Origin of the sequence: Mesorhizobium sp. L2C084A000 (assembly GCF_000502875.1) — a bacterium.
Lineage (GTDB): Bacteria > Pseudomonadota > Alphaproteobacteria > Rhizobiales > Rhizobiaceae > Mesorhizobium.
The window spans coordinates 68,326-93,013 of record NZ_AYWX01000017.1; the positions used below are offsets into that span (position 1 = coordinate 68,326).

Below are 24,688 nucleotides of genomic sequence, written 5' to 3' on the forward strand. Positions count from 1 at the left end.
GCTGCAGCGCACTTTCAGGAGTTAAGATGCGCGAACCTAAATCGATTAATTCGCCAGCCTCTTGACTTCCTGGCAATTCAATGGCGTGATCGAAAAAGCCAAAGCGCTTTGGAAGACTCTTCGAAAGGTTGCGGTTCCTTTCCGACTGAGTCACAGTCCTGCGGCGTCGGCGGGCGGAATGGAGGTTCCGTCCGGTGTGTGAGACCCACTGGGAGGAATACCGATGAAGAAAATGCTTTTGCTGGGTGCTGCGTTTGCCACGTTCGCCCTGAACGCGCCCGCGCAGGCCGAACTGAAGTTCAAGCCCGGCGAAGACAAGCGCTTCAACTGGGCGAACTACGAAGAACTCAAGAAAGTCGACCTCAAGGGTGAGACACTGTCGATCTTCGGGCCGTGGCGCGGCGAGGACGAAGGCCTGGTGCGCGGCGTTCTCGACTATTTCTCGGAAGCCACCGGCGTCGAGATCAAATACTCCTCCTCGGAGAATTACGAGCAGCAGATCGTCATCGACACACAGGCCGGCAGCCCGCCCAACATCGCCGTGCTGCCCCAGCCGGGCCTGATCCAGGATCTGGCATCGAAGGGCCTTTTGACGCCACTCGGTGACGACACCGCCAAATGGGTCAAGGACAATTATGGCGCCGGCCAGTCATGGGTCGATCTCGGCACCTTCAAGGACAAAGACGGCAAGCCGGGCTTCTTCGCCTTCCCTTACAAGGCCGACGTGAAGTCGCTGGTCTGGTACTCGCCGGATAATTTCGAGGAAGCCGGCTACAAGGTGCCGAAGACCCAGGAAGAACTCGCCGATCTCGAAAAGAAGATCATCGCCGATGGCGGCAAGCCATGGTGCATCGGCCTCGGCTCCGGCGGCGCCACCGGCTGGCCGGCGACCGACTGGGTCGAAGACCTGATGCTGCGCACCCAGCCTCCGGAGGTCTACGACAAATGGGTGAAGAACGAGATTCCGTTCAACGATCCGGCGGTGGTCAACGCCATCGACATATTCGGCAAGATCGCGACCGACGACAAGATGGTCGACGGCGGCGCCAAGGCGGTTGCGGCGACCGATTTCCGCGACAGTCCGAAGGGTCTCTTTTCGGTGCCGCCGAAATGCTACCTGCACCACCAGGCATCGTTCATCCCGACCTTCTTCCCGGAAGGCACCAAGGTCGGCCAGGACGCGGACTTCTTCTACTTCCCGCCCTATGCCTCCAAGCCTGAACTGGGCACGCCCGTGCTCGGCGCCGGTACGCTGGCGATGATCACCAAGGACAGCAAGAGTGCGCGCGCGTTCATCGAATTCCTGAAGATGCCGCTCGCCCACGAGATCTGGATGGCCGAAGGCGGCTNAGGCATCGTTCATCCCGACCTTCTTCCCGGAAGGCACAAAGGTTGGACAGGACGCCGACTTCTTCTACTTCCCGCCCTATGCATCCAAGCCCGAGCTGGGCACGCCTGTGCTCGGCGCCGGCACGCTGGCCATGATCACCAAGGATTCGAAGGGTGCACGCGCGTTCATCGAATTCCTGAAAATGCCGCTGGCACATGAAATCTGGATGGCCCAGGGCGGCTTCGTCACGCCGCTCAAGTCGGTCAACAAGGATGCCTATGCCAGCGACGCGCTGAAGAAGCAGGGCGAAATCCTCGCCAATGCCTCGACTTTCCGCTTCGACGGTTCCGACCTGATGCCGGGCAAGATCGGCGCCGGCGCCTTCTGGACCGGCATGATCGACCTGGTCGGCGGCAAGTCGGCGCAGGACGTCGCCACCGACATCCAGAAGAGCTGGGACGCGATCAAGTAGCGGCCGGCACGTAAGCGACCAACCATTCTCGCACTGGGTCCGGGCCCTACTGGCCCGGATCCGACGGCTGCCCGTGCCGCAGCCTTTCGTCATGAGCGCATTGACATGAAGCGCGATCGGCAATGTGCGCAAACCGCCGATGACGTGCTCCAAACAACTGAATCGGCGCCTGGTCCCCGTCACCAAGGTCATTCCTTGTCGGATCATGCGCAGGGGGAGAGGGACCCATGGCGGCTCAGATTTTCTCGGCCATAACTGTCATCATCATCGGGGTCGGCGGTTGCGTCGCCTATTTCTGGGGCGCCAACAGGCTGGTCGACCTGATATTCCCGTCACGCGGCGTCGCCGGTGCCGCGGCCATCGACAATCTGCGCCGGCAAGGGCTGGTCCGGCCATGGCTGTTCGTCGGTCCGGCGATGATCATCCTCACCATTTACCTGATCTATCCGGTGGTCGAGACGCTGCGGCTGTCGTTCCTCGATCGCAGCGGCATCAATTTCGTCGGCCTGGCGAACTATGAATGGGCGTTCGGCGATCGCGAGTTCCGCAACTCGATCCTCAACAACATCATCTGGCTCGCGGTGGTGCCGGCAGCTTGCACCTTCCTCGGGCTGATCATCGCCGTGCTCACCGACAAGATCTGGTGGGGCACGATCGCCAAGAGCCTGATCTTCCTGCCGCTGGCGATCTCCTTCGTCGGCGCCAGCGTCATCTGGAAATTCATCTACGAGTATCGGGGCGAAGGCCAGACGCAGATCGGCATCCTCAACGCCATCATCCAGCATTTCGGCGGCCAACCGCAGGTCTGGATATCGCTGCCGTTCTGGAACAATTTCTTCCTGATGATCATCCTGATCTGGATCCAGACCGGCTTTGCCATGGTCATCCTGTCTTCCGCCCTGCGCGGCATCCCCGAGGAAACGCTGGAAGCCGCTGTCATCGACGGCGCCAATCCGTTCCAGATCTTCTGGAAGATCATGGTGCCGCAGATCTGGGGCACCATCGCCGTGGTCTGGACCACGATCACCATTCTGGTGCTCAAAGTGTTCGACATCGTGCTGACCATGACCAACGGCCAGTGGAACAGCCAGGTGCTGGCCAATCTGATGTTCGACTGGATGTTCCGCGGCGGCGGCGATTTCGGCCGCGGCGCCACCATTGCCATCATCATCATGATCGCGGTCATTCCGATCATGGTCTGGAACATCCGCCAGGCGAACAAAGAGACGGGAGGACATTGAGATGGCCGTCGCGACCGGAAATTCCTTCGCCAGCCGCTTTGGCGTCCACATCGCCGTGCTCATCTTCGTCGCGATCTGGACCATACCGACGCTCGGCATCCTGGTCTCGTCGCTGCGCGACAAGAACCAGATCATCGCCTCGGGATGGTGGAACTCGTTCGCCAGTTCCACCCAGACGGAAGCCGGCCGGCTGCCGCCCGCCTCGGCGCAAGCCGAGAAGGACGGCAAGTTCGTCCTCGAAGGCAATATCTTCGGCGACGGCGCCAAGCGCGACATCAGCGCCTTCGGCGTCAAATCGGCGGCGCCGACGCAGTATACCTCCGGCACGACAGCCGATCTCGGCGACGGCGTGACCTTGCAACTCAATGCCGACGGCAGCTTCATCATGCAGTCCCCGAAAGCGTTCGAAGGCGATCGCGGCCAGCGCATCTACTATGCCTCATCGGCGCCGCCGAAATTCACCACCGACAATTACAGAACCGTGCTGTTCTCCGAGGGCATCGGACGGTCATTCATGAATTCGCTGACCGTCACTATCCCAGCGACAATCATCCCGATCCTGATCGCCGCCTTTGCCGCCTATGCGCTGGCCTGGATGCGGTTTCCCGGCCGGGCGCTGCTGATCGCGGTTATCATCGGCCTGCTGGTGGTGCCATTGCAGATGTCGCTGATCCCGTTGTTGAAACTCTATAATGGCGTCGGCGCTTTCTTCGGCATGCCGTCGAAGACCTATCTCGGCATCTGGCTGGCGCATACCGGCTTCGGCCTGCCCTTCGCCATCTACCTGCTGCGCAGCTACATTGCCGGCTTGCCGCGCGAAATCATGGAATCGGCGCGCATCGACGGCGCCAGCGATTTCGAGATCTTCGTCAAGATCGTCTTGCCGCTGTCGTTCCCGGTGCTGGCTTCGTTTGCCATCTTCCAGTTCCTGTGGGTATGGAACGATCTGCTGGTGGCGATGGTTTTCCTCGGTACAGAGGCAGACCAGATCGTGCTGACCGCCAAGCTCAACGCGCTGTTGGGCTCGCGCGGCGGCGACTGGGAGATTCTGACGACATCGGCTTTCGTGACCATCATTGTGCCGCTGATCGTGTTCTTCTCGCTGCAGCGCTATTTTGTCCGCGGGCTGCTTGCCGGCTCGGTGAAAGGAGGCTGAGACGATGCAATCCGCTTTGAAGGCCAGCTCGAAGCCTGACCTCGCCATCGATCGCGACTGGTGGCGGGGCGCGGTGATCTACCAGATCTATCCGCGCAGCTATCAGGACTCGAATGGCGACGGCATCGGTGATCTCAAGGGCATCATAGGCCGCCTCCCCTACATCGCCGCACTCGGCGCGGACGCCATCTGGATTTCGCCGTTCTTCAAGTCGCCTATGAAGGATTTCGGCTACGACGTGTCAGACTATTGCGATGTCGATCCGATGTTCGGCACGCTGGCCGATTTCGACGCGCTGACCGCCGAGGCACACAGGCTGGGCTTGAAGGTGATGATCGACGAGGTGCTGTCGCACACCGCCGACAACCACCCATGGTTCAAGGAAAGCCGGTCGAGCCGCAGCAACCCGAAAGCCGACTGGTACGTCTGGGCGGACGCCAGGCCGGACGGCACGCCGCCCAACAACTGGCTGTCGATCTTCGGCGGCTCGGCCTGGCAATGGGACACCAGTCGCCAGCAATATTACATGCACAATTTCCTGGCCGAACAGCCCGACCTCAACTTCCACAACCACGAAGTCCAGGACGCATTGCTCGACGTCACCCGCTTCTGGCTGGAGCGCGGCGTCGATGGTTTCCGGCTCGACACCATCAATTTCTACTTCCACAGCCAGGGCCTGGAAAACAATCCGCCGCTGCCGCCGGAAGAGCGCAACGACCAGACCGCGCCGGCGGTCAACCCCTACAACTACCAGGACCATCTCTACGACAAGAGCCGCCCCGAGAACCTCGGCTTCCTCGAACGGTTCCGCGCCCTGCTCGATGAATATCCGGCAACCGCAGCGGTCGGCGAGGTCGGCGATTCGCAGCGCGGGCTTGAAGTGGTTGCCGCCTACACCGCCGGCGGCAAGCGCGTGCACATGTGCTACTCCTTCGATTTCCTGGCGCCGGAAAAGATCAGCGCGGGCAAGGTCCGCTCGGTGCTGGAATCCTTCGGCAAGGTCGCCAGCGATGGCTGGTCGTGCTGGGCCTTTTCTAACCATGATGTGATGCGTCCGGCCTCGCGCTGGGCGGCCAATGAGGCCGACCCGACCGCCTATCTCAAGGTCATCTCGGCGCTGCTGATGTCCCTGCGCGGTTCGGTCTGCATCTATCAGGGCGAGGAGCTTGGGCTCGGTGAAGCAGAGCTGCGATTCGAGGATTTGCAGGATCCCTATGGCATCCGCTTCTGGCCGGAATTCAAGGGCCGCGACGGCTGCCGCACACCGATGGTGTGGGATGGCGGCGCCAAGAATGGCGGCTTCTCCCCAGCAAAGCCCTGGCTGCCGGTGCCGGCCAAGCATCTAGCGCAAGCGGTCAATGTCCAACAGGGCGACGAGGCTTCGCTGCTTGAGCACTACCGACGCTTTCTCACCTTCCGGCGTGCCCATCCGGCGCTCGCCAAGGGCGACATCACCTTCATCGAAAGTGAGGGAGATACCGTCGCCTTCACGCGCCGCGCAGGCAACGAGCAGATCGTCTGCGTCTTCAATCTGGGAGCAGGGCCGGCCAAGGTTGACCTTGGCGGCCGATCGCTGCAACCTCTGCCCGGGCACGGATTTTCGGGGCAGGCGAACAGCGGTTCCATCGAGCTTGGCGGCTACGGCGCCTGGTTCGGGCGTCTCGACTGAATTTCCAATCACTGGAGGAAACCAATGGCCGATGTCACGCTAAGACAAGTGAAGAAGTCCTACGGCAATCTGAACATTCTCCACGGCATCGACCTCGATATTAAGTCGGGCGAGTTCATCGTCTTCGTCGGCCCGTCGGGCTGCGGCAAGTCGACATTGCTGAGATCGATCGCCGGGCTCGAGGAAATCACCTCCGGCGAGCTTAGAATAGCCGGCGAAGTGGTGAACGACGTGCCGCCGTCGAAGCGCGGCATCGCCATGGTGTTCCAGTCCTACGCGCTCTACCCGCACATGACCGTCTACGACAACATGGCGTTCTCGATGAAGATCGGCAAAGAGAACAAGGCCGAGATCGACCGCCGTGTGCGTCAGGCCGCCGAGATCCTGCAATTGACCAAATATCTCGACCGCCTGCCCAAGGCGATGTCAGGCGGCCAGCGCCAGCGCGTCGCCATCGGCCGCGCCATCGTGCGCAATCCGAAGGTGTTCCTGTTCGACGAGCCGCTTTCGAACCTCGACGCCGCGCTGCGCGTCGCCACCCGCATCGAAATTGCCAAGCTCAAGGAATCGATGCCCAACACGACCATGATCTACGTCACCCACGATCAGGTCGAGGCGATGACGCTTGCCGACCGCATCGTGGTGCTCAAGGACGGCCATATCGAGCAGGTCGGCACGCCGATGGATCTCTACAAGAAGCCCGGCAATCTGTTCGTTGCCCAGTTCATTGGCTCGCCGGCCATGAACATCCTGCCCGCGACCATCGAAAAGACCGGCAATCCGACCGTCGTCAGCCATGTCGGCGGACGCAAGGCAACCGTGCCGATCGCAACGCCTGCTTCGGCGAAGGGTGCTGCGGTGAGCTTTGGCGTGCGGCCGGAGGACCTGATCATCGCCAGCGGCGCGGACTATCTGTTCGAGGGGACGGTCGACTATCTCGAGCAGCTCGGCGAGGTTCAGCTGGTCTATGTCGACATCGGTCGCGCCGACCTGCCGCTGGTGACCAAGCTGCCCGGCAATGTCGAGGTCAAGCGTGGTTCGACGTTGCGGCTGAGCGCCAATGGCGAGGACCTGCATATCTTCGACGCTGACGGACGGTCGTTTGCCCTTCATGAGGCTGAAGCGAAGGCGGCCTGAGGCAGGACCGCGTCTTGGACGCAAAAAGAGCGGCGGGCTAGGCCCGCCGCTCTTTTGTAGAAGATCAGCTTCGGCTGTTAACGGCCGAAGAGATTCCGGTCGCTGCCCTGAGGGGCGGACTTCTCCACGTCGCCCGACGAATTGAGCAGCTTCTCGACGAGGCCACCGCTGTTGCGGACCGAGCTCGTATGCGCGCTGTCAACCGAAGTAACCGCAGGCTGATTGGCGCCATTGGAGCCAAAGTTGTCGCTGCCGGCGAACGCGCTGCCGGTGATGGCCAGAACGGCGGCGGCAGCAATAAGGATCTTGTTCATTTTAATCTCCTGAATTCTGGATTTCGCCAGGACGGCAGACACAGCTGCCGTCGCTTGCGAAATTGGCTGTTAGCGACCGAAGAGGTTACGGTCGCTGCCCTGAGCGGGCGTCTGGGCAGCCGGTTCCGAGGTCTTGGTGGAAGCCGTGTACGACTGGTCCACTGCGGCGGCAGGCTGGTTAGAGCCGTTCGAACCGTAGTTGTCGCTGCCGGCGAAAGCGCTGCCGGAGATGGCCAGAACGGCGGCGGCAGCAATGAGGATCTTGTTCATCTTAAATACTCCTGAATGTCTGAATTTCGCCAGGGCGGCGGGCGAGCCCGCCGTCGACTGGGAATCGGCTGTTAGTTGTTGCCGAAGAGGTTGCGGTCAGCACCCTGGGCAGGCGCCTGAGCAGCCGGTTCCGACTTCTTGGTCGAAGCGGTGTACGAGCTGTCGACAGCAGTGGCTGCCGCGGCGTTCGAACCGTAGTGGTCGCTACCAGCGAAGGCGCTGCCGGAAATGGCCAGAAGGGCTGCGGCAGTGAGAATGATCTTTTTCATTTTTGTACTCCAGTATCGTCTTTTTCCGTCCGTCTAGCGGCGTGTCTTGGAAATGAAATCGCGTCGTTCGGACAGCCCCGATGTGGGAGGGCAACCCCGCCTTTTCCAATCACGAAGTTGTTCCGTGTGGACCATGAATCCACACCTTGAAATTGTGCCAAGGGAATCTACGGGTATATTTTTCTTCTTTAAATCAGCATGTTAAGTGTAACCGCTGGATGGATCACTGACTGTTTCAGAGGCCCAGCGTTCACACCGTCCTGCACGCACCGTCAACAGAAACGAACCGTTCGGTTCGATTTTAGATCGAGCTAATAGTCACTTTTCGAAACCGTTAACCTTTTTTGACCCCGCCAAGGGGTCCGATTCGGGGATATCGCAGCCGGCAAAATGGTCATCCGGGAGGTGGATTTCAGCCCGCGACGGTCTGCGGGAACGTTCGCAGGCCGTGTCGCGCCGCATGGATACGATGTCGTTTTCATGCCGACGGCGCGCCCCCGATCGTGGTTAGATCATACCATCTCAGGTGCCGCTTCGTGACGACGAGGCGGAGAATTGGGAAGCCGGTCAGAATCCGGCGCTGCCCCCGCAACGGTGGTGGAGTTCAAGTCGCAACGGGAGACCACTGGGCAACTGCCTGGGAAGGTGTCGCGATGGTCCGCAAGGACAACTCCAGAGCCCGGAAACCAGCCCGAGATTGTTAGACTCGACTGATCGCGGTGGGCGGTCAAGAGGTGGATAGCGCATGTCTGGCACCTAGCCGGCCTGCGTTTCAATCCTTCCTCCATCACCACCAGTTCAGTCCTTAGAAACGAGGACAGGACATGGATACCCGCAACGACATGCTGAGGCTCCTGAAGGGGCGCCGGCAAGGCTTTTCGCTGGAGCAGCCCTTCTACACCGATCCGGACTACTTCAAGCTCGACATGGAGCTGATCTGGTATCGCGACTGGCTGTTCATCGGCCATGATTGCGAACTGCCGAAGCCGGGCAGCTACATCACCGTGCAGATCGGCGACTATCCGGTGGTCCTTGTCCGCGACCAGCACGGCAAGATCAACGCCTTCCACAATTCCTGCCGCCATCGCGGCAGCCGTGTATGCAACACGGAGAAGGGCACGGCGGCAAAGCTCGTCTGCCCCTATCACCAGTGGACCTATGAGCTGGACGGCCGCCTGCTGTTTGCCCGCCAGATGGCCGACGGTTTCGACAAGAGTGATTTCAGCCTGAAGCCGGTCGCCTGCGAGAGCGTCGGCGGCTACATCTTCATCTGTCTGGCCAAGGAGCCGGCGGATTTCGCGCCGATGCGGGCGATGATCGAACCCTATCTTTTGCCGCACCGGTTGCGTGAAGCAAAGATCGCCTTCGAGAGCACGATCGTCGAGAAGGGCAACTGGAAGCTGGTCTGGGAAAACAACCGCGAGTGCTATCACTGCGCCGCCAATCATCCTGAGCTGTGCAAGACCTTCCCCGAGGCTCCGACCGTGACCGGCGTCAACGGCGCCGACAGCGACCCTGAAATGGTCGCGCACTGGGCCAAATGCGAGGCATCAGGCCTGCCGAGCAAATTCCGCATCGATCCGGCAGGGCAGTACCGCGCCACCCGCGCGCCGCTGCTGCGCGATGCCGTCAGCTACACCATGACGGGAAAACGGGCGGTCCAGAAGAACCTGTCCGACAGCGTTTCAACCGACCGCATCGGCTCCTTGCTGCTTTATCATTATCCGACAACCTGGAACCATATCCTCGGCGACCATGCCGTCACCTTCCGCGTGCTGCCGATCAGTGCCACGGAAACCGCGGTGACGACAAAATGGCTCGTCCACAAGGATGCGGTCGAAGGCGTCGACTACGATCTCGCTGAGCTCACCCATGTCTGGACCGAGACCAACGACCAGGACCGTCGCATCGTCGAGGAAAACGCCTTCGGCATCTTGTCGCCGGCCTACGAACCAGGCCCCTATTCGGAGCTGCATGAGGGCGGCGTGATCCAGTTCGTCGAGTGGTACGCGTCGTTCATCGGACCGCGCCTTGCAGAAGGCGACCGGCCGGCCCTGCGCAGCGTCGCCTAGCCCAGGGGACAAGAGGATGAATGCGATGACGGACCTTGGCCTCTATCGCCATCTCGACCAGATGACGCCCTGGAACGACAGGCTGCAGGTGCTGGAAGTGATCGGCGTCAGTGACGAAGCGCCTGACGTGAAGACCTTCACCTTCCGCTCCGACAACCAGACCTGGTTCCGCTACAAACCGGGCCAGTTCGTGACGCTGGAATTGCCGACATCGGACGGGCCGCTGATGCGCACCTACACGCTGTCGTCCTCGCCGTCGCGGCCGTTCTCGATCGCGGTGACGGTCAAGGCGCAGGCGGGCAGCACCGGTACGCGCTGGATGTTCGACCATCTGACGCCCGGTTCGCACGTCAAGGCCTATGGGCCGACCGGCGACTTCTCGCTGCACAGCCACCCGGCGGCCAAATATCTGTTCATTTCGGCCGGCTCCGGCGTGACGCCGATGATGTCGATGCTGCGCTGGCTGAACGACTGCGCGCCATGGACCGATGTCGGCTTCGTCAACTGCGCGCGCCGCCCGGAAGAGATCATTTTCCGCAAGGAACTCGAGCTGCTCGGCAGCCGCATGCCCGGCCTGTCGCTCGGCTTCATGATCGAGGAGCGGTCGAGCCGCGAGGGCTGGTTCGGCCATATGGGCCGCATCGACGCGATCCGGCTGCCATTGCTGGCGCCCGATTTCCGCGAGCGCGAGATCTTCTGCTGCGGCCCCGATCCCTTCATGCGCGCCGTGCGCGGCATGCTGGAAGCCGCCGGCTTCGACATGGCGAAATACCATCAGGAAAGCTTCGCGGCGCCTGCCGTGGAGGAGATCCCGGCGCCGTTCTCGCCGCCGGCGGAAGACGGCGCCGCTGCTGCAGTCGAGGCCGTGACACCAATCCGGTTCTCGCTTTCCGATGTCGATGCCGAATGCGTCGCCGGCCAGACCGTGCTGCAGACGGCACGCGCCTCTGGGGTGCGGATTCCCGCCGCCTGCGAGTTCGGCCTGTGCGGCACCTGCAAGGTGAGGAAGGTCGCGGGCGACGTCGAGATGAGTCACAATGGCGGCATCCTCGATCACGAAATCGAGGACGGCTTTATCCTCGCCTGTTGCTCGAAGCCGCTTTCGGCGCTTGAAATCGAAGCGTGACCGGCTGCGCTCGCCCGGAGCCTGCGCCATCTTGCCAAAAACCCTGCAAATGGTTAGACGCCTGCAACGGTGGGGTTGACCGTAAGGCCCGAAGATCATCTCCGCGGCCTGCTCGGCGGGGGAGCAAATATGCGACAATCCGGCATCTATGCCATTGCCAGCAAGGATATCGTCTTTGAATCCTTCGACGGCGAAGCCGTCGTTCTTGACCTGACCACGGGCAAATATTTCGGCTTTTCTGATTCAGGCAGCAGGCTTTGGGATGCACTGTCGTCCGGCGTGCCTGCCTCCGAACTGGTCGGCGCCGCGACCGGAATTGGCGCCCTCGATGCCGCCGCGATTGACGGCTTTGTTTCACAATTGCTCGAATTCGGCTTGCTGGCGGCCGTAACCGATGGCGTGGCAAGACCGGTTTCCAGCGAATTTCTGGCTCAGCTCGCCGCTGCCAGAGAGCCCCTCAAGGTCGATATCCATGATGATCTCGCCGATCTCATCGTCGTCGATCCCATCCACGAGGTCGAGGAGCCCCTCGGCTGGCCGGCGGTAAAGCAGGCCAACTGAGCCGCCCACTAGGTTCTCGCTGCCGGACAGCTCCGGAACAGGCAAATCATGCCGAAAGTCACTCTCGAAAACCTGGCTGACTACGCACGTCATGTCCTGGCACAAGCGGAGAGCAGCGCCGCGCATTATCCACTGACTTGCAAGGTGGGCTTGCCGCATCTGGATCTGACCGCGCATGTGAGTGCCGGCGCGTTGGCGGATGCCTTCGCTCATGGCTTTGTCACGGCTCCGGGCAGCCGAACGCCTGCCGACATCTGCCGCATCTTCGTCGCGCATCCCGGCATTGACGGCATCGCGGTACCGGCCAGTTGGGGCCAGGGACCCTTCACGCAGCATGGCTTCGCCACCCAACTGGCGGAAGCAGGATTGCGCGGCAACCATTTCCACGATCTCGATTTCTGGCAGTTCTATGATCCGCAACGTCGCGTTGGCGTGCAATTGATGGCCTCGGCCGATGTCTTTCCACCGTGGGAGCCGGGAGCGCCGCTGCGCCCCTTCCTCCATTGGGAATATGCGGCACGTGGCATGCGGCTGGCCCATGCGGGGACGCTCGGCACCAATGGCAAGGGCGTGCTGTTGGCCGGCGCGGGCGGCGCCGGGAAATCCGGGACCGTCGCCGCCGGCCTTCTCCACGGGTTGGACAGCGTCGGCGACGACTATGTGCTGGTCGACCTCTCCAACGGCGTGACTGCCCGCCCGTTGTTTTCAACGCTCAAGCAGGATCCCCAGGGGTTCGCGCGGCTTGGGCTGAAGCACCGGCTGAAGGCCCATGGTCCGCTCAACTGGCAAGGCAAGCATACTTTTCACATTGATGACATCGCGCCTCGGCCGGTGCCCGAAACTCTGGACATCGTTGCGCTGGTGGTGCCACATATCGGCGGAGGCGAGGCAAGTTCAATCGTGCCGGTGTCGCGCAGGGATGCCATGATTGCCTTGGCGCCGTCCGGCATAGCGCAGATGCCGGGCGAGCGGGAGAGCGGCTTTCGCTTCTTCAGCGACCTGACCCGCCTGCTGCCGTGCTATCGTCTGTCGCTGGGGACGCAGCCTCAGGAGATAGCCGGCACGATTGCGGACTTTCTCGCGCGGGGCGATTCGTGAAACTGAGCGTGATAATGCCCGTCTACAACCGTGAGCGCTATGTCGTTTCGGCATTGCGCTCGCTGGTGCGGCAGCGGGACGCCGCCGATCTCGATATCATCGTCATCGACGACGGCTCGACCGACGGCTCTACTGAGGCCGTGCGCTCGATGATGCGCGAAAACCCCTGCATCCGACTGTTCCAGCAATCCAACATGGGCGTAGCCAGGGCGCGCAACGCCGGGCTGCGGCAACTGCCGCCGGATGCGGAGTTCGTGTCATTCCTGGATTCGGACGACATCTCGCTGGCCGGACGGTTCAAGGCCGATCTCGCCCGCTTCGAGGCTACTCCCGGGCTTGAGCTGACCTATTCGCTGATGACGCTGGTCGACCGGATCGACGATGAGCAGCTGAAACCGGCAGTCGACAGCCGCACGATGACGCTTCGGGGAATTTCGCTGAGCGCCGCCGTGTTCAGCAGAGGGCTTGTCCGCCGGACGGGCGAGTTCGATGAGGATTTCGAGCAGGCTGAGGATACCGACTATCTGCTGCGCGTTTTCGAGGCGGGACCGAACTACGAATTGTTGGACGCGGTCGCGATCTACTACCGACGCCACGCCGGAAATGTCACCAAGGAGCATAGCGGCAGGGTCCGCAACCATTTGCGTGCAATCCACAAGTCGATGCGGCGGCGCAAGGCCGATCCGTCACGGCGTGAGGTCCAGGGCATCTTCGAATTGAAGAGTCCCGCCGATTGGCGAATGCTATGATGCTCGACACAATCGGGTCGGATCAGCCAAGCCCGGAACGCTGCTGGAGACGCCAATGAGGCTGAGCGTCATCATGCCGGTCTACAATCGCGAACAGTTCGTTGGCCTGGCGCTGCGCTCGCTGCTCAGGCAGCGCGAAGACATCGATCTCGACATCATCGTCATCGACGATGGGTCGACCGATGGCTCTGCGGCCGTCGTGCGGTCGTTGATCGACGACGCCCCGTGCATTCGTCTTTTCCAGCAGGTCAATGGCGGGGTCACCAAGGCGCGCAATGCCGGGCTGAAGCAGTTGCTGCCGCAGACCGGCCTGGTGTCGTTTCTCGATTCGGACGACATCTCCCCGACAGGGCGCTTCAAGGCGGATCTCGCCTGCTTCGAAGAGGATCCGGGCCTCGACCTGACCTATTCGCGCATGACGCTGATAGACAAGATAGATGGAGAGACGCTGGAACCGGCCGCCGACAGCCACTCCATAACCGTGCGAGGGATCCACCTGTCCGCCGGGATCTTTGCGCGAGACCTCATCGAGCGCACCGGTGGTTTCGACGAGGATTTCAAACAGGCCGAGGACACCGACTATCTGTTGCGTATCTTTGAGAGCCAGGCAAAATACGTTATGCCCGATACGGTGGCTCTCTATTACAGGCGTCATCCCGGCAACATGACCAAGGAAGCCGATGTGCCCTTTCGCGAGTTCATGCGCGCCATTCACAAGTCGATGAAGCGTCGCAAGGCCGATCCCAGCTTGCGCCGGGTGGAGGGGATCTTCGACTTCAAGGATCTCGCGCAGTGGCGGTTCCTTTGATGGCAGGCTACGGCGTCGTCATTCCGGCTTTCAACGCGGCCGCCACCATAGGCGCGGCCCTGAACTCCGTTCTGGCCCAGACGGCAAAGGCGGAGGCCATCGTCGTGGTCGATGACGGTTCAACCGACGATACGGCTGCGGTGATCGATGCGATGAACCTGCCGGTGACGGTGCTGCGACAGGACAATGCCGGACCTGGCAGCGCAACGACCCGTGGCATTGCGGCACTCTCGACGCCGCTCATCGCGACGCTCGATGCCGACGATTTGTGGCTGCCGGACAAGGTCGAAAAGCAGCTGGCCTATCTCGGCCGTCATCCCGGGACAGCGGGCGTCTTTACGCATTGGCGGACGTTTCGCGGCGACAGCCCCGATTTGCCCGATGCGACCAGTGAAGCTGGCTGGTCGCGCACGACGATGATGATCCGCCAGGAGGTGGTGCCACGCATCGGTCCCATCATCGACCCACCAGGCGGTCGCGGCGAGATGATCGACTGGATCGCCCGGGTTCGTGAGGCAGGCCTTGCCCTTGCCATGCTCGACGACGTGCTTGCATTGCGCCGCATCCGTCCGGGCAGCCTTTCCTACGGCCGCGATCCGGCACGCGACCGGGGCTATCTCCAGGTCGCAAGGCTCGCCATGCAGCGGCGCGCCCGGAACAAGGCAGGCTCCAATTGAACGCCAGGCCCGTTCGCCGCATCGGCCGCCGCTTCCCGGACTATGGCTGGTCGTGGCCCACCGGCCAGCTGGACCTGTTGCTAAAGGCGGCGCTGCTCTCCGACGAGGACGCAGCCGCTGCCTGCGCCGCGCGCTGGCTGGACGAGAACGACATCGATCTCGTCTCGTTTCGAGAACATCGCCTGCTCGCCGCCATCTCCGACAGGTTCGGCAGGAAGCTGGCCGGGCATACCGCGCATCCGCGCCTCGTCGGCCTGCAGAAGATGCTGTGGACGAAGTCGCGCATGGCGATGCGCGAGGCCGAACCGGCGCTGAAGGCGATGGCAGACGGCGGCGCCGACATCATGCTGATCAAGGGCGCCAGCCGCATTGCCTTGAACGCGTCGGCGCAGCGTGGCCGGGTGGCGCACGACATCGATATACTGGTGCGCCCGCGCGACATGGCTGCCGTCTTCGACATCTTGCGCGACCGCGACTGGCAGATCGCCTCGGGCGTCAGCGCGCAATATCTGCGAACCCGGTTGGCGTCGCTGCGGTCGATGAACTTCTTCAAGGGCCGTTTCGGTGACATCGACCTGCACCAGCTCGGCTATGACGGGTCGCAGACGAGCGCGGAAGACGACCTGGCGATCTGGCAACGGGCGGTCCCAGCCGAATTCAGCGGCGTCGCGGTCTTCGTGCCGTCGCCGGCCGATCGCATGGCCCTGGCCATCGCCCATGGCGGCCTCGACGCCCACACCCACAGCGACTGGCTTGTCGACTGCGCGGTCGCCATCCATGGCGAAGAGGTCGATTGGGACATGTTCCTCGACATCGTCGGCAGACGCGGCTTGGCGGTTCCAGCGGCGGTGGCGCTATCCTATCTGGCGTTCGAGATCGGCATTCCGGTGCCGGAATCGACAATGGTCAGAATCTTGGAGATGGCCGACGGAGCTGGCTTGTCGCGTTGGTCGTCGGTTCTGCAAGCCAAGCCGCGCACGGATTTCGGCGGCCTGGTCTGGCTGTCGCGCGGGCTTGCCAAGCAGTTGCGCCTGAAGCGGAAGAAGGGCCGGTTGCAACAGGAGCCACCCGCCAAACCTTGGCGCGGCAGACCGGCCGCGCGCAAGCCGCAAGCAGCATCGGCGCCTCTGATGTTTTCGCAGGCCATCGCCTGTCCGCAAACCACCGGCGACATGATGCTCGATATCACCGTCAGGATCGGCGTTCCGCCGGTCCGGCGCCGCATCGAAATGGAGATCAATGACGGTGGCGAGCATATCGCTCGCCTGCGCGCCATGGCCATCAGCCGATCCGGCAGGGAACGCGTGCTGCATTTTCGCGGCAAGGTGATGCTCGACGGCGCGCGAGCTGCCTGGACGCTAGAGGCGCGACCGTCGCGGCAGTTTCGTGAATGGAACGACGCGGCCACGGTGGCTGCTTATGGCGCCTTACCCTTCGAGCTGCTGTCGGCGGATTTCTCGCCGGTTGGCTAACGGCGAATCCGACGAACCTTTCTCGAAAGGCGGCGTCGGTTCACACTCCGTAGCGTTCGGTGCGAATGATTTCGGCTGCAACGCCGGCATCGATCAGTGCCTGGGCGGCCGCGGAAACGAAGGCGTTGGAGCCGCAGACGAAGGCGATGCCAGGCGGCTCCGGCAGCCGCGTCATGGCTTGCACCATCATCGCGACGTCCACCCGCCGCGCATAGTCGGCTGGACGGCGTGCAGCTTCGCGGGTCAGTGTCAGCACCAGGTCGAAGCCGTCCTGGCGCTCATCGAGAACGATCAGCTCGTCATGAAAGATCACTTCGTCCCAGACCCGGACCGAAAAGACCAGGACGACGGGCACCGCTGAATTACGTGCGGCGCGGTGGCGGAGCATCGACATCAAGGGCACGACGCCCGAACCGCCGCCGACCAGAACAAGCGGCCCACTCTCATCCTCGGGCCAGACGAAATGCCCGCCAAGCGGCCCGCGCAGTTCTATTTCATCGCCCACTGCCGCGACCTCGTGGAAGAAGGGCGAGACCTCGCCATCGTCGAGTTTTTCGATCGCCAGTTCAATTACGCCATGCGTTTCGGGCGCGGAGGCGATGGAATAGGAGCGGCGCGCCTGATAGCCGTCCGGCGCCGTTAGCCTGACGTCGACATGCTGCCCTGCGCGATAGGCGAAGGGCCGAGACGGCTGGAAAAAGAAGCTGGTGACACGCGGCGTGCGCTTTTCGATGCGGACGATGCTGGCTGTTTGCCAGGGCGACTGCACTGCTGCCGCATCGCTCATGGATCATCCGTGTAGCGCTGCTCGCGCCATGGGTCGCCATAGATGTGGTAGCCGCGCAATTCCCAGAAACCGGGCTCGTCGCGCGTGGTGAATTGCAGGCCGTTCAACCATTTGGCCGATTTCCAGAAATAAAGATGCGGCACCAGCAGCCTTGCCGGGCCGCCATGGTCCGGTGTGATCGGCTTGCCTTCGTAGAGCAGCGCCACCATGGCCTTGCCGGCGGTGAGATCCGTGACCGGCACGTTGGTGGTGTAGCCGTCGAACGCGTGCGCCAACGTGAAGCCGGTCGGCGGCTCGACCCCCGCATCGGCAAGGATATCGTCGACCAGCACACCCTGCCACGGCGTGTCGAATTTGGTCCATGCTGTCACGCAATGGATATCGCGTGTCATTTTGGTCATCGGCAGCGCGTTGAACTCGGTCCAGTTCCATTTCTTGATCGGGCGTGGCCCGTGTTTCAGCGTGAAAGACCAATCCTCGGTACGCACGCGCGGCGTCGGACCGGCCGACAGCACCGGGAAACCCTGTTCTAGATACTGGCCTGGCGGGATGCGGGCATCGCCATCGGTTGGCGGGCGCCGTCCTGAAGAGAAACCTCGGGTGACCATAGCGGCAATCCCCATGCGATCAGGCCACTATCGGCCTGACGCAATGTTCTCGAAGATGTCGTGACGGGCAACCTAAATCTTGACGGGCGGAGACCGGCGGGACCGTCACCGATGGACCTGCCGCTCCGCGTGCACGTCAACGCCATTTCTCAGCCATTGGCGAAAGGCACCGCGATGTACATTTGAGCGTCGCCACGCTCGACCAGCAACAGCACCGATTTCCTGCCGGACTTGCCGGCCAAGGCGATCGCCTGGGTTACCTGCCTGGCATTCTTGACCGGCACCTGATTGACGGCAACGATGATGTCGCCGGCCTGTATTCCGGAAGCGGCGGCCGCTTTGTCGGGGTTGACGCTGGCAACCACCGCGCCGTGCTGCTTGCCGGCAAGGTTCATCTGCTGGCGAATGTCGGGTGTTATATCCATCAAGCCGAGCCCTATCGCCGGAGCGCGCCCGGCGCTCGGCGCGTCGGACCCGTCGTCCAGCGACGCGGTCCTCGCATCGGCGCTGTTTTGGCCGACATCGACGGAAATCCGAATCGGCTTGCCTTTGCGCCAGACATCGACCGTTTCCCGGGCGCCCGGCGCGACATCTGCGACCGCCCGCGACAGGTCCTTGGGATCCTTCACGTCCTGCCCGGCAAAGCTGGTGATGACGTCACCCGTCTCGATGCCGGCCTTGGCCGCCGGCGAACCGTCGTTGACCTCTGAAACCAGCGCACCGCCGGAATGGTCGAGCCCGATGGCGCTCGCGACATCCGGCGTCACCTCCTGGATCTGAACGCCGATATAGCCGTACTGGATGGAGCCGCCCTTCATCAGCTTGGCGACCACCTTCTGGGCCTGGCCCGACGGAATGGCAAAACCGACGCCGACGCTGCCGCCATTGGGTGAATAGATCGCCGTGTTGATGCCGACGACATTGCCGGCGACATCCACCAGCGGGCCGCCGGAATTGCCGTGGTTGATCGGCGCGTCGATCTGGATGAAATCGTCGAAAGGCCCACTATGCAGGTCACGGCCGCGCGCCGAGACGATGCCTGCCGTGACGGTGGTGCCGATGCCGAACGGGTTGCCGAAGGCCAGCACCTGGTCGCCTGGCATGAGCTTGTCGGAATCGCCCCATTTGACTGTCGGCAGGGGTTTGTCCGACTTGATCTTGAGTACGGCGAGATCGTTCTTGGCATCGCGGCCGACAAGCTTGGCCGGAAGTTCGGTGCCGTCGTCGAGCGTAACCTTGATCGAAGAGGCGCCATCGATGACGTGATTGTTGGTGACGATGGTACCATCCGCGCCGACGATGAAGCCGGAACCCAGCGCCTCGGCGCGCTGCGGTTGCTGTTGTGGCGGCGTCTTGGGCGTCGGCATGCCCTGGTCACCGAAGAACTGGCGGAAATAGTCATCGAAAGGCGAGCCGCCGTCGAAAGGAGAGGCATCGCTCATCGTTTCAGGCTGTGCCTTCATGACGGTGGTGACCGTCACCACCGCCGGCTTGTCGGCGGCAACGATGGGTGCGAACGAGCCATTGGGCGCGGTGATGCCGGCGACAGGCGTCTGGGTCGTCGGAATAGTGTTGCCCTCGCCTTGGGCGAAAGACATGACGAAGGGGGATATGATCAGCGCAGCGCCCAGCAAGGCCGCGACGCGATGCCTACGAAGGATATCTGACATGGTCGTTTGTCCGGGCGAGAGTTGATCCAGCGCCGTGGCCTCTCCCGTGCGGGGAAAATCGGTCATCGGCGTGTCGAGGTCGCAATTGCCCGTCTCGCCTACATGGCAGCCAACCGGATCGACGGCCTTGCATCTAGGGCGCGGATTCGCCCGATTTAGGGTTTTAGGGCGACCTTACGAAGATTTAATATCCGCACGGCGGCAGCGTCGCAAAGTCGTCGGGCCCCGCCTTGCTGCCTCGCTGGAGCCTCAGCCACCGGCGGTTCGCTCGAGATAGGCCGTGGCAATCTCGCGCATGCGCTTGCCGTCGAAGCTCGGTCCGTGTCCTCCGTGACCGATGCGGATCGGCAAGTCGAGCAGGCGCTGCATCGTGCTGACATAGGCGGCTCGGTCGGAATCCGGCAGGTCGTCGATCAGCATGGCGTCGTAGATGGCATCGCCGCTGAAGAACAGGCCGTCGACCTCGTCGAACAGCGCGATCGAATCCGGTGAATGGCCCGGCAAATGCAGCACGCGAAATTGCCAGTCGCCAAGATCGACGACATCGCCCTCGTCCAGGGTTCGCGTCAAGGGCGCGGGCGGGATCCTGTAGTCGGCCGACTTCCATCCGGGCGCCGGCAGTTTCGAGACGGCACCCTCGAGGTCATGAAACATGTAGGCGTAGGTCGCCGCCTCATCCATGCTCTCGAATTGTTCCGCGCTCATCCTTGGCCCGGCCCGCAACGGGAATTCATGCAGCGAGCCGACATGGTCGAGATGGATGTGGGTGGCGACGACCAGCAGCGGCTTGCCGTCCGCCGGCTCGATCTGCGGCGCCAGCGGACAGATGCCCATGCCGGTGTCGACGAGCAGGTCGGCATCGCGACCGCGCAGATGCCAGATATTGGCCCGAACATAGGCATGCACGAAGGGCTCGGTCAGCATCGTCGTCTTGTCGTCGACGACGCTCCTGCTGAACCAGCCCGGCATCACTGGCATCAAGCGTGAGCCTGACATCAAATTTGAGCCGGGCATCAGACGAAGGGCTTCCCGACCTTGTACTTTTCCGGCACCAGCCGCTTGAGATAGGCCATGCCGGCATCCGACAGCTGATTGACGTCGGGCTTCATGAAGTCATCCGGCATGTGGCGGGTCTTGCCGGCGACGTTCTTGAGCGGCACCTTTTTCAGCACCGTTCTGGTGCCGTCATATTGAAGCGCCACCGAGCCGCCGCCCTGTTCGGCGACGGTGACGGCGAAAGCGCCGGCATCGAAAGCCTCCTGCGCATCGACCGCGCTGATGGCGCCGATATAGCCGCGCGGCATGTAGCCGAGCGCATCGACGCGGGCCCGCTTGCCCGGCAGGCCTTCCGCCAACGCGCGCTCGAGTGCGGCCGGCAGGTCGCTGCCCGACAATTTGACGTTGCCGTGCGCGTCGCGCTCGAGCTTGTCCGGCGGCACCAGGCTTTCGACCAGGGCCTTGCCGTCGGCGGTGCTGACGCCTTCCGAAACGGCGACGATGCAGCGCTTGTGGCGATCGAGCGTGGCACGGACGTCGTCGATGAAGCCGGCGGCTGAGAATGGGCGCTCGGGCACGTAGACGAGGTGCGGGCCGCTGTCGGCGTCGAGCTGCCAGGCGGCCGCGGCCGCGGTCAGGAAGCCCGCATGCCGGCCCATGACGATGCCGACATAGATGCCGGGCAGCGCACGAAAATCGAGATCGACGGACAGGAAGGCGCCGGCGACGAACTCGGCCGCCGAAATGAAGCCCGGCGTGTGGTCGTTTTCCTCGAGATCGTTGTCGATGGTTTTTGGCGCATGGACGAAGGCAATTGAGCCGCCGGCGGCATCGGTCAGGATCTGCTGCGTACCCGACGTGTCGTTGCCGCCGATATAGATGAAGGCGTCGGCGCCGGCCTTCTTCAGGCCGTTGAGGATGACATCGCAATAGGCGGCGTCGGGCTTGTCGCGGGTCGAGCCGAGGGCGGCGCTCGGCGTGCCGGCAATCAGCCGCAGCCGGTCCTCGGGGATGGCGGAAAGGTCGACATAATTGCCGTCACGGATGCCGCGCACGCCATGGATGGAGCCCAGCACCTTGGCACCGGGATGCCGCTTGCGGATCTCCAGCGTCGCTCCGACAACCGTCTGGTTGATGACGGCGGTTGGGCCGCCGCCCTGCGCGATGACAAACGTTCCAGCCATGCTTGATTTCTCCCGGCGCGATGGTTTTCAAAGCACCTTGGCCTGTCTTGCCGCATCGCGCAACGGGAGTTTCGAGCGGCGCCAACACGCCGCATAGCGTCAGACGACGACGACCGGATTTTTCTTGGAGACGCGGCTGTAGAGGTCGATGATGTCCTGGTTGATCAAGCGCACGCAGCCCGACGACATCGCTTGGCCGATGCTCCACCATTCGGGCGAGCCGTGGATGCGGTAGCCGGTGTCCTTGCCGTCCTGGTAGATGTAGAGGGCACGCGCGCCGAGCGGATTGGTGAGGCCGCCGGGCTGTCCGGCTTGCCATTTCACCAGTTCAGGCTTGCGGGCAATCATCTCCGGCGGCGGCGTCCAGGTCGGCCATTCCCTGCCGTACTGGATGTTGGCGCGACCCGACCAGCGGAAACCATCCTTGCCGATGCCGACGCCGTAGCGAATGGCGTCGCCACCCGGCTGGACGAGATAGAGCATGCGCTCCTTGAGATGGACGACGATGGTGCCGGGTGCCTCGCCTGTCGTGTCGACGACGATCTGGCGGCGGAATTCCGGCTTGACCTTCAGATATGGCACTTCCGGCACGTTGAAGCCGCCGTCGGTCAGCCCGGCATACATGACGCCGGGGCTGGTGATGTTCTTGTCGACGCTGATGCTTGGCCGGAACGGCCGCACGGAACCCGTGGTGACGTCGTCGAGCTCGAGCGCCGGCAACACCCCGCCCGAGGTCGAACAACCGGCGGCGCTCAGCAGCGCGAGCGCCCCTGCCCCGGACAGGATGGCACGGCGGGAAAGATGATGATCGGTTTCGATTGCGTCGCCATTTCGCGGCGGCGTCAGACCTTGCGGCAACTCACGCATATACCCAGACCCTACGCTGTCGGCGGGAAGCACGGTCCGGCCGGATAGCGGGCATTTTCATCATTCATGGTTGATAAAGCGTGAAGACCTTGCACAGCCTGCATTTGCGCATGGCCTTGACGATGTCCGACCTTCTTGCCTGGGCTTGAACGAAGGCTGCTGCACAAAAAGACCTCGGTCGGGTCATATTCCCGGCGCCGGCGTTTTTTACTCCTCGAACCATCAGCGAGGGGCCCCCATGTGCAAGACCTTAAAAACCGACATCAAGCTTTTTGCCGCTGCCATTGTCGCGGCGGCAACCGCTCTCGGTGCCAATGTCAGCCTGGCCGATATTGTGAGCACGCTGAACGGCGCGAACTGACACCGATCTGCCGCTGGCGCAGTCAGGGAAATCGCCTCTTTACATTCTCCCGGGTCTAAGGATTTATCCTCTTCTTTAAGCTCAAAGGAGACGAGCATGTCCTTCGAAAACTGGGCCGCCTTCGCCGCCGCGTCGACGATCCTCCTCATCATTCCGGGTCCGACCATCCTTCTCGTCGTGTCCTACGCGCTGGGCCAGGGCTGGCGTACCGCCTTGCCGATGGCCGTCGGCGTGGCGCTGGGCGACTTCACCGCGATGACCTTGTCGATGCTGGGCATCGGCGCGCTGCTGGCGGCTTCGGCGACCGTCTTCACCATCCTGAAGCTGATCGGCGCCGGCTATCTGATCTATCTCGGCGTGAAACTGTTTCGCGCAGGCGGCGCGTTGAAAGCCGAACCGCGCACCGACGCGGTCTCCTCGGCCAAGATGATGGCACACGCCTGGCTGGTTACCGCGCTCAATCCGAAAAGCATCACCTTCTTCGTCGCCTTCCTGCCGCAGTTCCTCGACCGGCACGCCGATTTCTGGACGCAGATGCTGATCTTCGAGACGACCTTCCTGGCGCTCGCCTTCGCCAATGCTTTCGGCTATGCGCTGATCGCCTCACGCGCACGCAACGTGGTGCGCAATCCCAAGGCGATCCGCATCTTCAACCGCACCGGCGGCACGCTGCTGGTTGGCGCCGGCATCGCCACGGTGGCGATGCGTTCCAGCAATTAGGCTCTCTGTCTGGCCGTGACCCCGAAACTGTTTTTCGGGGTCATGACCGGCCTTACCATTTGACGCTGAACCCCAGATTGCCTTCGAGGATCCGACGCTCGTCGCCGCCGAGATTGGTGGTGTAGTCGCCGGTGGCGAAGATGCTGACCTTGTCCGTCACCTTGGCGATCACACCGCCACCGAATTCGAACGAGGTCGATCTGCCCTCGGTGGAGATATCGGTGGTGTCGAAATTGACATGGCTCGTGCCGCCGAAATCGTGCCAGATGTTGGCCTTGAGGTACGGCTGCAGCGCCATGCCATTGATCGTTGTTTCGCCTTGCAGCCGTGCGCCGAGCCGGCCGGTCACGCTGCCGTCCGTATCAAAGGAAACCGAAGCAAAGCGGTCCGACGCATCGTCGAGCGACAGTTGCTGCCAGACCAGTTGCGCCTGCGGTTCAAGCGTCCAGCCTTGCCCCAGCGCGATGGGATAGCCGCCTTCCAGCGAAGCGGTGATGCCGGTCCCGCCGACATCGATGCCGATGTCGCGCGACGATGTTGCGTTTCCGCCGAAGAAGGTGGCCATGAGGACGCCGTCCAGGTACCAGCCACCCTGACCGATCCGGGTCCAGTAGCCGCCGACGCTGGTGCCGTTGATATCCATGCTGCCGACGGACAGATTGTCCCAGCCCAGCGCCTGGCCGCGCACGTCGCCATTCATGCTGGCATAGGCGACGAACAGGCCGGCGCGATCGGTCTGGCCCGACGCGGTTTCGCGGCCGAACAGATCGAAGCCCGCCTGAAGGCCGAACAGGGTGCCGTCGAAGGACGGCGATACCGTTCCTGAATACGCCATCTTGCTGTCCTGACCGAAGATGCGGCCCCAGACCGGCGACAGCTCGGTGTTCGACAACAGGCTCTGCTCGCCGCGCCGTTCGTGGAAGGTGCCGAGCGTCGTCATCGCCAGATGTTCGGCGACCGGCGGCAAGGCCGAATAGACCGGAACCTCGATGCGATAGAGCAGGATCTCCTCGCCCGCCGCTGGTGTCGGTAGGTCGGGCACCTCCGTTGGCACCACCGGCGGCGGCGGGGGGG

26 protein-coding genes and 1 riboswitch are annotated in these 24,688 nt (G+C 62.7%); of the genes, 16 read left to right on the forward strand and 10 right to left on the reverse strand.

The features are described 5' to 3' along the window. The first annotated feature begins 223 nt into the window (after positions 1–223). From X735_RS0135080 to ugpC, 6 genes are all read left to right on the forward strand, one after another. The gene (locus X735_RS0135080) at positions 224–1,549 is read left to right on the forward strand and encodes an ABC transporter substrate-binding protein (RefSeq protein WP_245273296.1); all 1,326 of its coding nucleotides are present in this window, start codon (positions 224–226) and stop codon (positions 1,547–1,549) included. After that, entirely contained in the window at positions 1,533–1,802 is a 270-nt protein-coding gene (locus X735_RS1000000170020; RefSeq protein ID WP_031213705.1) for a hypothetical protein, read from the forward strand. The genes X735_RS0135080 and X735_RS1000000170020 overlap by 17 nt, the downstream gene beginning before the upstream one ends. Before the next feature lie 227 nt (positions 1,803–2,029). Then, positions 2,030–3,043: a sugar ABC transporter permease gene (locus X735_RS139480; RefSeq protein ID WP_023813648.1), complete on the forward strand. Its 1,014-nt coding sequence runs from the start codon at positions 2,030–2,032 to the stop codon at positions 3,041–3,043. A 1-nt stretch (position 3,044) separates the two neighbouring features. Next, positions 3,045–4,199: a carbohydrate ABC transporter permease gene (locus X735_RS139475; RefSeq protein ID WP_023813649.1), complete on the forward strand. Its 1,155-nt coding sequence runs from the start codon at positions 3,045–3,047 to the stop codon at positions 4,197–4,199. 4 nt (positions 4,200–4,203) lie between these two features. Continuing rightward, positions 4,204–5,868, forward strand: coding sequence for an alpha-glucosidase family protein (locus tag X735_RS139470; protein ID WP_031213706.1), 1,665 nt, complete (start codon positions 4,204–4,206; stop codon positions 5,866–5,868). A 24-nt stretch (positions 5,869–5,892) separates the two neighbouring features. After that, positions 5,893–7,005 carry a sn-glycerol-3-phosphate ABC transporter ATP-binding protein UgpC gene (gene ugpC, locus X735_RS139465; RefSeq protein ID WP_023813651.1) on the forward strand — a complete coding sequence of 371 codons (1,113 nt, stop codon included), beginning with the start codon at positions 5,893–5,895 and terminating at the stop codon, positions 7,003–7,005. A 77-nt stretch (positions 7,006–7,082) separates the two neighbouring features. Here the strand turns inward: ugpC and X735_RS139460 are convergent, their stop codons facing one another. The 3 genes from X735_RS139460 to X735_RS139450 all read right to left on the reverse strand — a co-directional run bounded on the left by X735_RS139460 (position 7,083) and on the right by X735_RS139450 (position 7,858). Continuing rightward, the gene (locus X735_RS139460) at positions 7,083–7,319 is read right to left on the reverse strand and encodes a DUF680 domain-containing protein (RefSeq protein WP_023813652.1); all 237 of its coding nucleotides are present in this window, start codon (positions 7,317–7,319) and stop codon (positions 7,083–7,085) included. Between the two features lie 69 nt (positions 7,320–7,388). Beyond that, positions 7,389–7,589 (reverse strand): DUF680 domain-containing protein, encoded by a 201-nt coding sequence (locus tag X735_RS139455; RefSeq protein ID WP_023813653.1) that lies wholly within the window; start codon positions 7,587–7,589, stop codon positions 7,389–7,391. A gap of 71 nt (positions 7,590–7,660) precedes the next feature. After that, entirely contained in the window at positions 7,661–7,858 is a 198-nt protein-coding gene (locus X735_RS139450; protein ID WP_013528268.1) for a DUF680 domain-containing protein, read from the reverse strand. Between the two features lie 507 nt (positions 7,859–8,365). Beyond that, a riboswitch (cobalamin riboswitch) is annotated at positions 8,366–8,568 on the forward strand. A gap of 114 nt (positions 8,569–8,682) precedes the next feature. On the opposite strand from X735_RS139450, the gene X735_RS139445 reads away from it, so the two are divergent. From X735_RS139445 to X735_RS139410, 8 genes are all read left to right on the forward strand, one after another. Further along, positions 8,683–9,930, forward strand: a complete 1,248-nt coding sequence (locus X735_RS139445) for an aromatic ring-hydroxylating dioxygenase subunit alpha (RefSeq protein ID WP_023813654.1) — start codon at positions 8,683–8,685, stop codon at positions 9,928–9,930. A 25-nt stretch (positions 9,931–9,955) separates the two neighbouring features. Next, on the forward strand, positions 9,956–11,056 hold the full coding sequence (locus X735_RS139440) for a hybrid-cluster NAD(P)-dependent oxidoreductase (protein ID WP_023813655.1): 1,101 nt from the start codon (positions 9,956–9,958) through the stop codon (positions 11,054–11,056). Between the two features lie 129 nt (positions 11,057–11,185). Then, a complete protein-coding gene (locus X735_RS139435) occupies positions 11,186–11,617 on the forward strand; it encodes a PqqD family protein (protein WP_023813656.1) in 432 nt (143 codons plus the stop codon). Between the two features lie 48 nt (positions 11,618–11,665). Continuing rightward, positions 11,666–12,715 carry a hypothetical protein gene (locus tag X735_RS139430; RefSeq protein WP_023813657.1) on the forward strand — a complete coding sequence of 350 codons (1,050 nt, stop codon included), beginning with the start codon at positions 11,666–11,668 and terminating at the stop codon, positions 12,713–12,715. Between the two features lie 14 nt (positions 12,716–12,729). Continuing rightward, positions 12,730–13,464 (forward strand): glycosyltransferase family A protein, encoded by a 735-nt coding sequence (locus X735_RS139425; protein WP_081734970.1) that lies wholly within the window; start codon positions 12,730–12,732, stop codon positions 13,462–13,464. Between the two features lie 55 nt (positions 13,465–13,519). Further along, positions 13,520–14,272, forward strand: coding sequence for a glycosyltransferase (locus X735_RS139420; protein WP_023813659.1), 753 nt, complete (start codon positions 13,520–13,522; stop codon positions 14,270–14,272). Continuing rightward, on the forward strand, positions 14,272–14,949 hold the full coding sequence (locus X735_RS139415; protein ID WP_023813660.1) for a glycosyltransferase family A protein: 678 nt from the start codon (positions 14,272–14,274) through the stop codon (positions 14,947–14,949). The genes X735_RS139420 and X735_RS139415 overlap by 1 nt, the downstream gene beginning before the upstream one ends. Next, entirely contained in the window at positions 14,946–16,421 is a 1,476-nt protein-coding gene (locus X735_RS139410; protein WP_023813661.1) for a nucleotidyltransferase family protein, read from the forward strand. Before X735_RS139415 ends, X735_RS139410 begins: the two co-directional genes overlap by 4 nt. Positions 16,422–16,461: 40 nt before the next feature. Here the strand turns inward: X735_RS139410 and X735_RS139405 are convergent, their stop codons facing one another. The 6 genes from X735_RS139405 to X735_RS139380 all read right to left on the reverse strand — a co-directional run bounded on the left by X735_RS139405 (position 16,462) and on the right by X735_RS139380 (position 22,533). Further along, positions 16,462–17,208: an FAD-binding oxidoreductase gene (locus tag X735_RS139405; protein WP_023813662.1), complete on the reverse strand. Its 747-nt coding sequence runs from the start codon at positions 17,206–17,208 to the stop codon at positions 16,462–16,464. Then, entirely contained in the window at positions 17,205–17,816 is a 612-nt protein-coding gene (locus X735_RS139400) for a sulfite oxidase-like oxidoreductase (protein WP_023813663.1), read from the reverse strand. Before X735_RS139400 ends, X735_RS139405 begins: the two co-directional genes overlap by 4 nt. Positions 17,817–17,965: 149 nt before the next feature. Next, entirely contained in the window at positions 17,966–19,486 is a 1,521-nt protein-coding gene (locus X735_RS139395; protein WP_023813664.1) for a DegQ family serine endoprotease, read from the reverse strand. A gap of 249 nt (positions 19,487–19,735) precedes the next feature. Continuing rightward, positions 19,736–20,455: an MBL fold metallo-hydrolase gene (locus tag X735_RS139390; protein ID WP_031213707.1), complete on the reverse strand. Its 720-nt coding sequence runs from the start codon at positions 20,453–20,455 to the stop codon at positions 19,736–19,738. 44 nt (positions 20,456–20,499) lie between these two features. Next, positions 20,500–21,666, reverse strand: a complete 1,167-nt coding sequence (locus X735_RS139385) for a diphosphate--fructose-6-phosphate 1-phosphotransferase (RefSeq protein WP_023813666.1) — start codon at positions 21,664–21,666, stop codon at positions 20,500–20,502. Positions 21,667–21,765: 99 nt separating this feature from the next. Continuing rightward, positions 21,766–22,533 carry a L,D-transpeptidase gene (locus X735_RS139380; protein WP_023813667.1) on the reverse strand — a complete coding sequence of 256 codons (768 nt, stop codon included), beginning with the start codon at positions 22,531–22,533 and terminating at the stop codon, positions 21,766–21,768. A 238-nt stretch (positions 22,534–22,771) separates the two neighbouring features. Here X735_RS139380 and X735_RS1000000170330 point away from each other — a divergent pair, with 238 nt between their 5' ends. Both X735_RS1000000170330 and X735_RS139375 read left to right on the forward strand, forming a co-directional pair. Continuing rightward, the gene (locus X735_RS1000000170330; RefSeq protein WP_023813668.1) at positions 22,772–22,894 is read left to right on the forward strand and encodes a hypothetical protein; all 123 of its coding nucleotides are present in this window, start codon (positions 22,772–22,774) and stop codon (positions 22,892–22,894) included. Positions 22,895–22,990: 96 nt separating this feature from the next. Beyond that, positions 22,991–23,614, forward strand: a complete 624-nt coding sequence (locus X735_RS139375) for a LysE family translocator (RefSeq protein ID WP_023813669.1) — start codon at positions 22,991–22,993, stop codon at positions 23,612–23,614. A 52-nt stretch (positions 23,615–23,666) separates the two neighbouring features. On the opposite strand, the gene X735_RS139370 is transcribed toward X735_RS139375, so the two are convergent. After that, positions 23,667–24,688 (reverse strand): autotransporter outer membrane beta-barrel domain-containing protein (locus X735_RS139370; protein WP_023813670.1); only part of this gene is annotated, 1,022 nt, incomplete at its 5' end.

Coding starts and splice junctions, on each gene's coding strand:
- X735_RS1000000170020 (WP_031213705.1), top strand. CDS start 1,533: ATGCCGCTGGCACATGAAATCTGGATGGCCCAGGGCGGCTTCGTCACG.
- X735_RS139480 (WP_023813648.1), top strand. CDS start 2,030: ATGGCGGCTCAGATTTTCTCGGCCATAACTGTCATCATCATCGGGGTC.
- X735_RS139475 (WP_023813649.1), top strand. CDS start 3,045: ATGGCCGTCGCGACCGGAAATTCCTTCGCCAGCCGCTTTGGCGTCCAC.
- X735_RS139470 (WP_031213706.1), top strand. CDS start 4,204: ATGCAATCCGCTTTGAAGGCCAGCTCGAAGCCTGACCTCGCCATCGAT.
- ugpC (WP_023813651.1), top strand. CDS start 5,893: ATGGCCGATGTCACGCTAAGACAAGTGAAGAAGTCCTACGGCAATCTG.
- X735_RS139460 (WP_023813652.1), bottom strand. CDS start 7,319: ATGAACAAGATCCTTATTGCTGCCGCCGCCGTTCTGGCCATCACCGGC.
- X735_RS139455 (WP_023813653.1), bottom strand. CDS start 7,589: ATGAACAAGATCCTCATTGCTGCCGCCGCCGTTCTGGCCATCTCCGGC.
- X735_RS139450 (WP_013528268.1), bottom strand. CDS start 7,858: ATGAAAAAGATCATTCTCACTGCCGCAGCCCTTCTGGCCATTTCCGGC.
- X735_RS139445 (WP_023813654.1), top strand. CDS start 8,683: ATGGATACCCGCAACGACATGCTGAGGCTCCTGAAGGGGCGCCGGCAA.
- X735_RS139440 (WP_023813655.1), top strand. CDS start 9,956: ATGACGGACCTTGGCCTCTATCGCCATCTCGACCAGATGACGCCCTGG.
- X735_RS139435 (WP_023813656.1), top strand. CDS start 11,186: ATGCGACAATCCGGCATCTATGCCATTGCCAGCAAGGATATCGTCTTT.
- X735_RS139430 (WP_023813657.1), top strand. CDS start 11,666: ATGCCGAAAGTCACTCTCGAAAACCTGGCTGACTACGCACGTCATGTC.
- X735_RS139425 (WP_081734970.1), top strand. CDS start 12,730: ATGCCCGTCTACAACCGTGAGCGCTATGTCGTTTCGGCATTGCGCTCG.
- X735_RS139420 (WP_023813659.1), top strand. CDS start 13,520: ATGAGGCTGAGCGTCATCATGCCGGTCTACAATCGCGAACAGTTCGTT.
- X735_RS139415 (WP_023813660.1), top strand. CDS start 14,272: ATGGCAGGCTACGGCGTCGTCATTCCGGCTTTCAACGCGGCCGCCACC.
- X735_RS139405 (WP_023813662.1), bottom strand. CDS start 17,208: ATGAGCGATGCGGCAGCAGTGCAGTCGCCCTGGCAAACAGCCAGCATC.
- X735_RS139400 (WP_023813663.1), bottom strand. CDS start 17,816: ATGGTCACCCGAGGTTTCTCTTCAGGACGGCGCCCGCCAACCGATGGC.
- X735_RS139395 (WP_023813664.1), bottom strand. CDS start 19,486: ATGTCAGATATCCTTCGTAGGCATCGCGTCGCGGCCTTGCTGGGCGCT.
- X735_RS139390 (WP_031213707.1), bottom strand. CDS start 20,455: ATGCCGGGCTGGTTCAGCAGGAGCGTCGTCGACGACAAGACGACGATG.
- X735_RS139385 (WP_023813666.1), bottom strand. CDS start 21,666: ATGGCTGGAACGTTTGTCATCGCGCAGGGCGGCGGCCCAACCGCCGTC.
- X735_RS139380 (WP_023813667.1), bottom strand. CDS start 22,533: ATGCGTGAGTTGCCGCAAGGTCTGACGCCGCCGCGAAATGGCGACGCA.
- X735_RS1000000170330 (WP_023813668.1), top strand. CDS start 22,772: ATGTGCAAGACCTTAAAAACCGACATCAAGCTTTTTGCCGCTGCCATT.
- X735_RS139375 (WP_023813669.1), top strand. CDS start 22,991: ATGTCCTTCGAAAACTGGGCCGCCTTCGCCGCCGCGTCGACGATCCTC.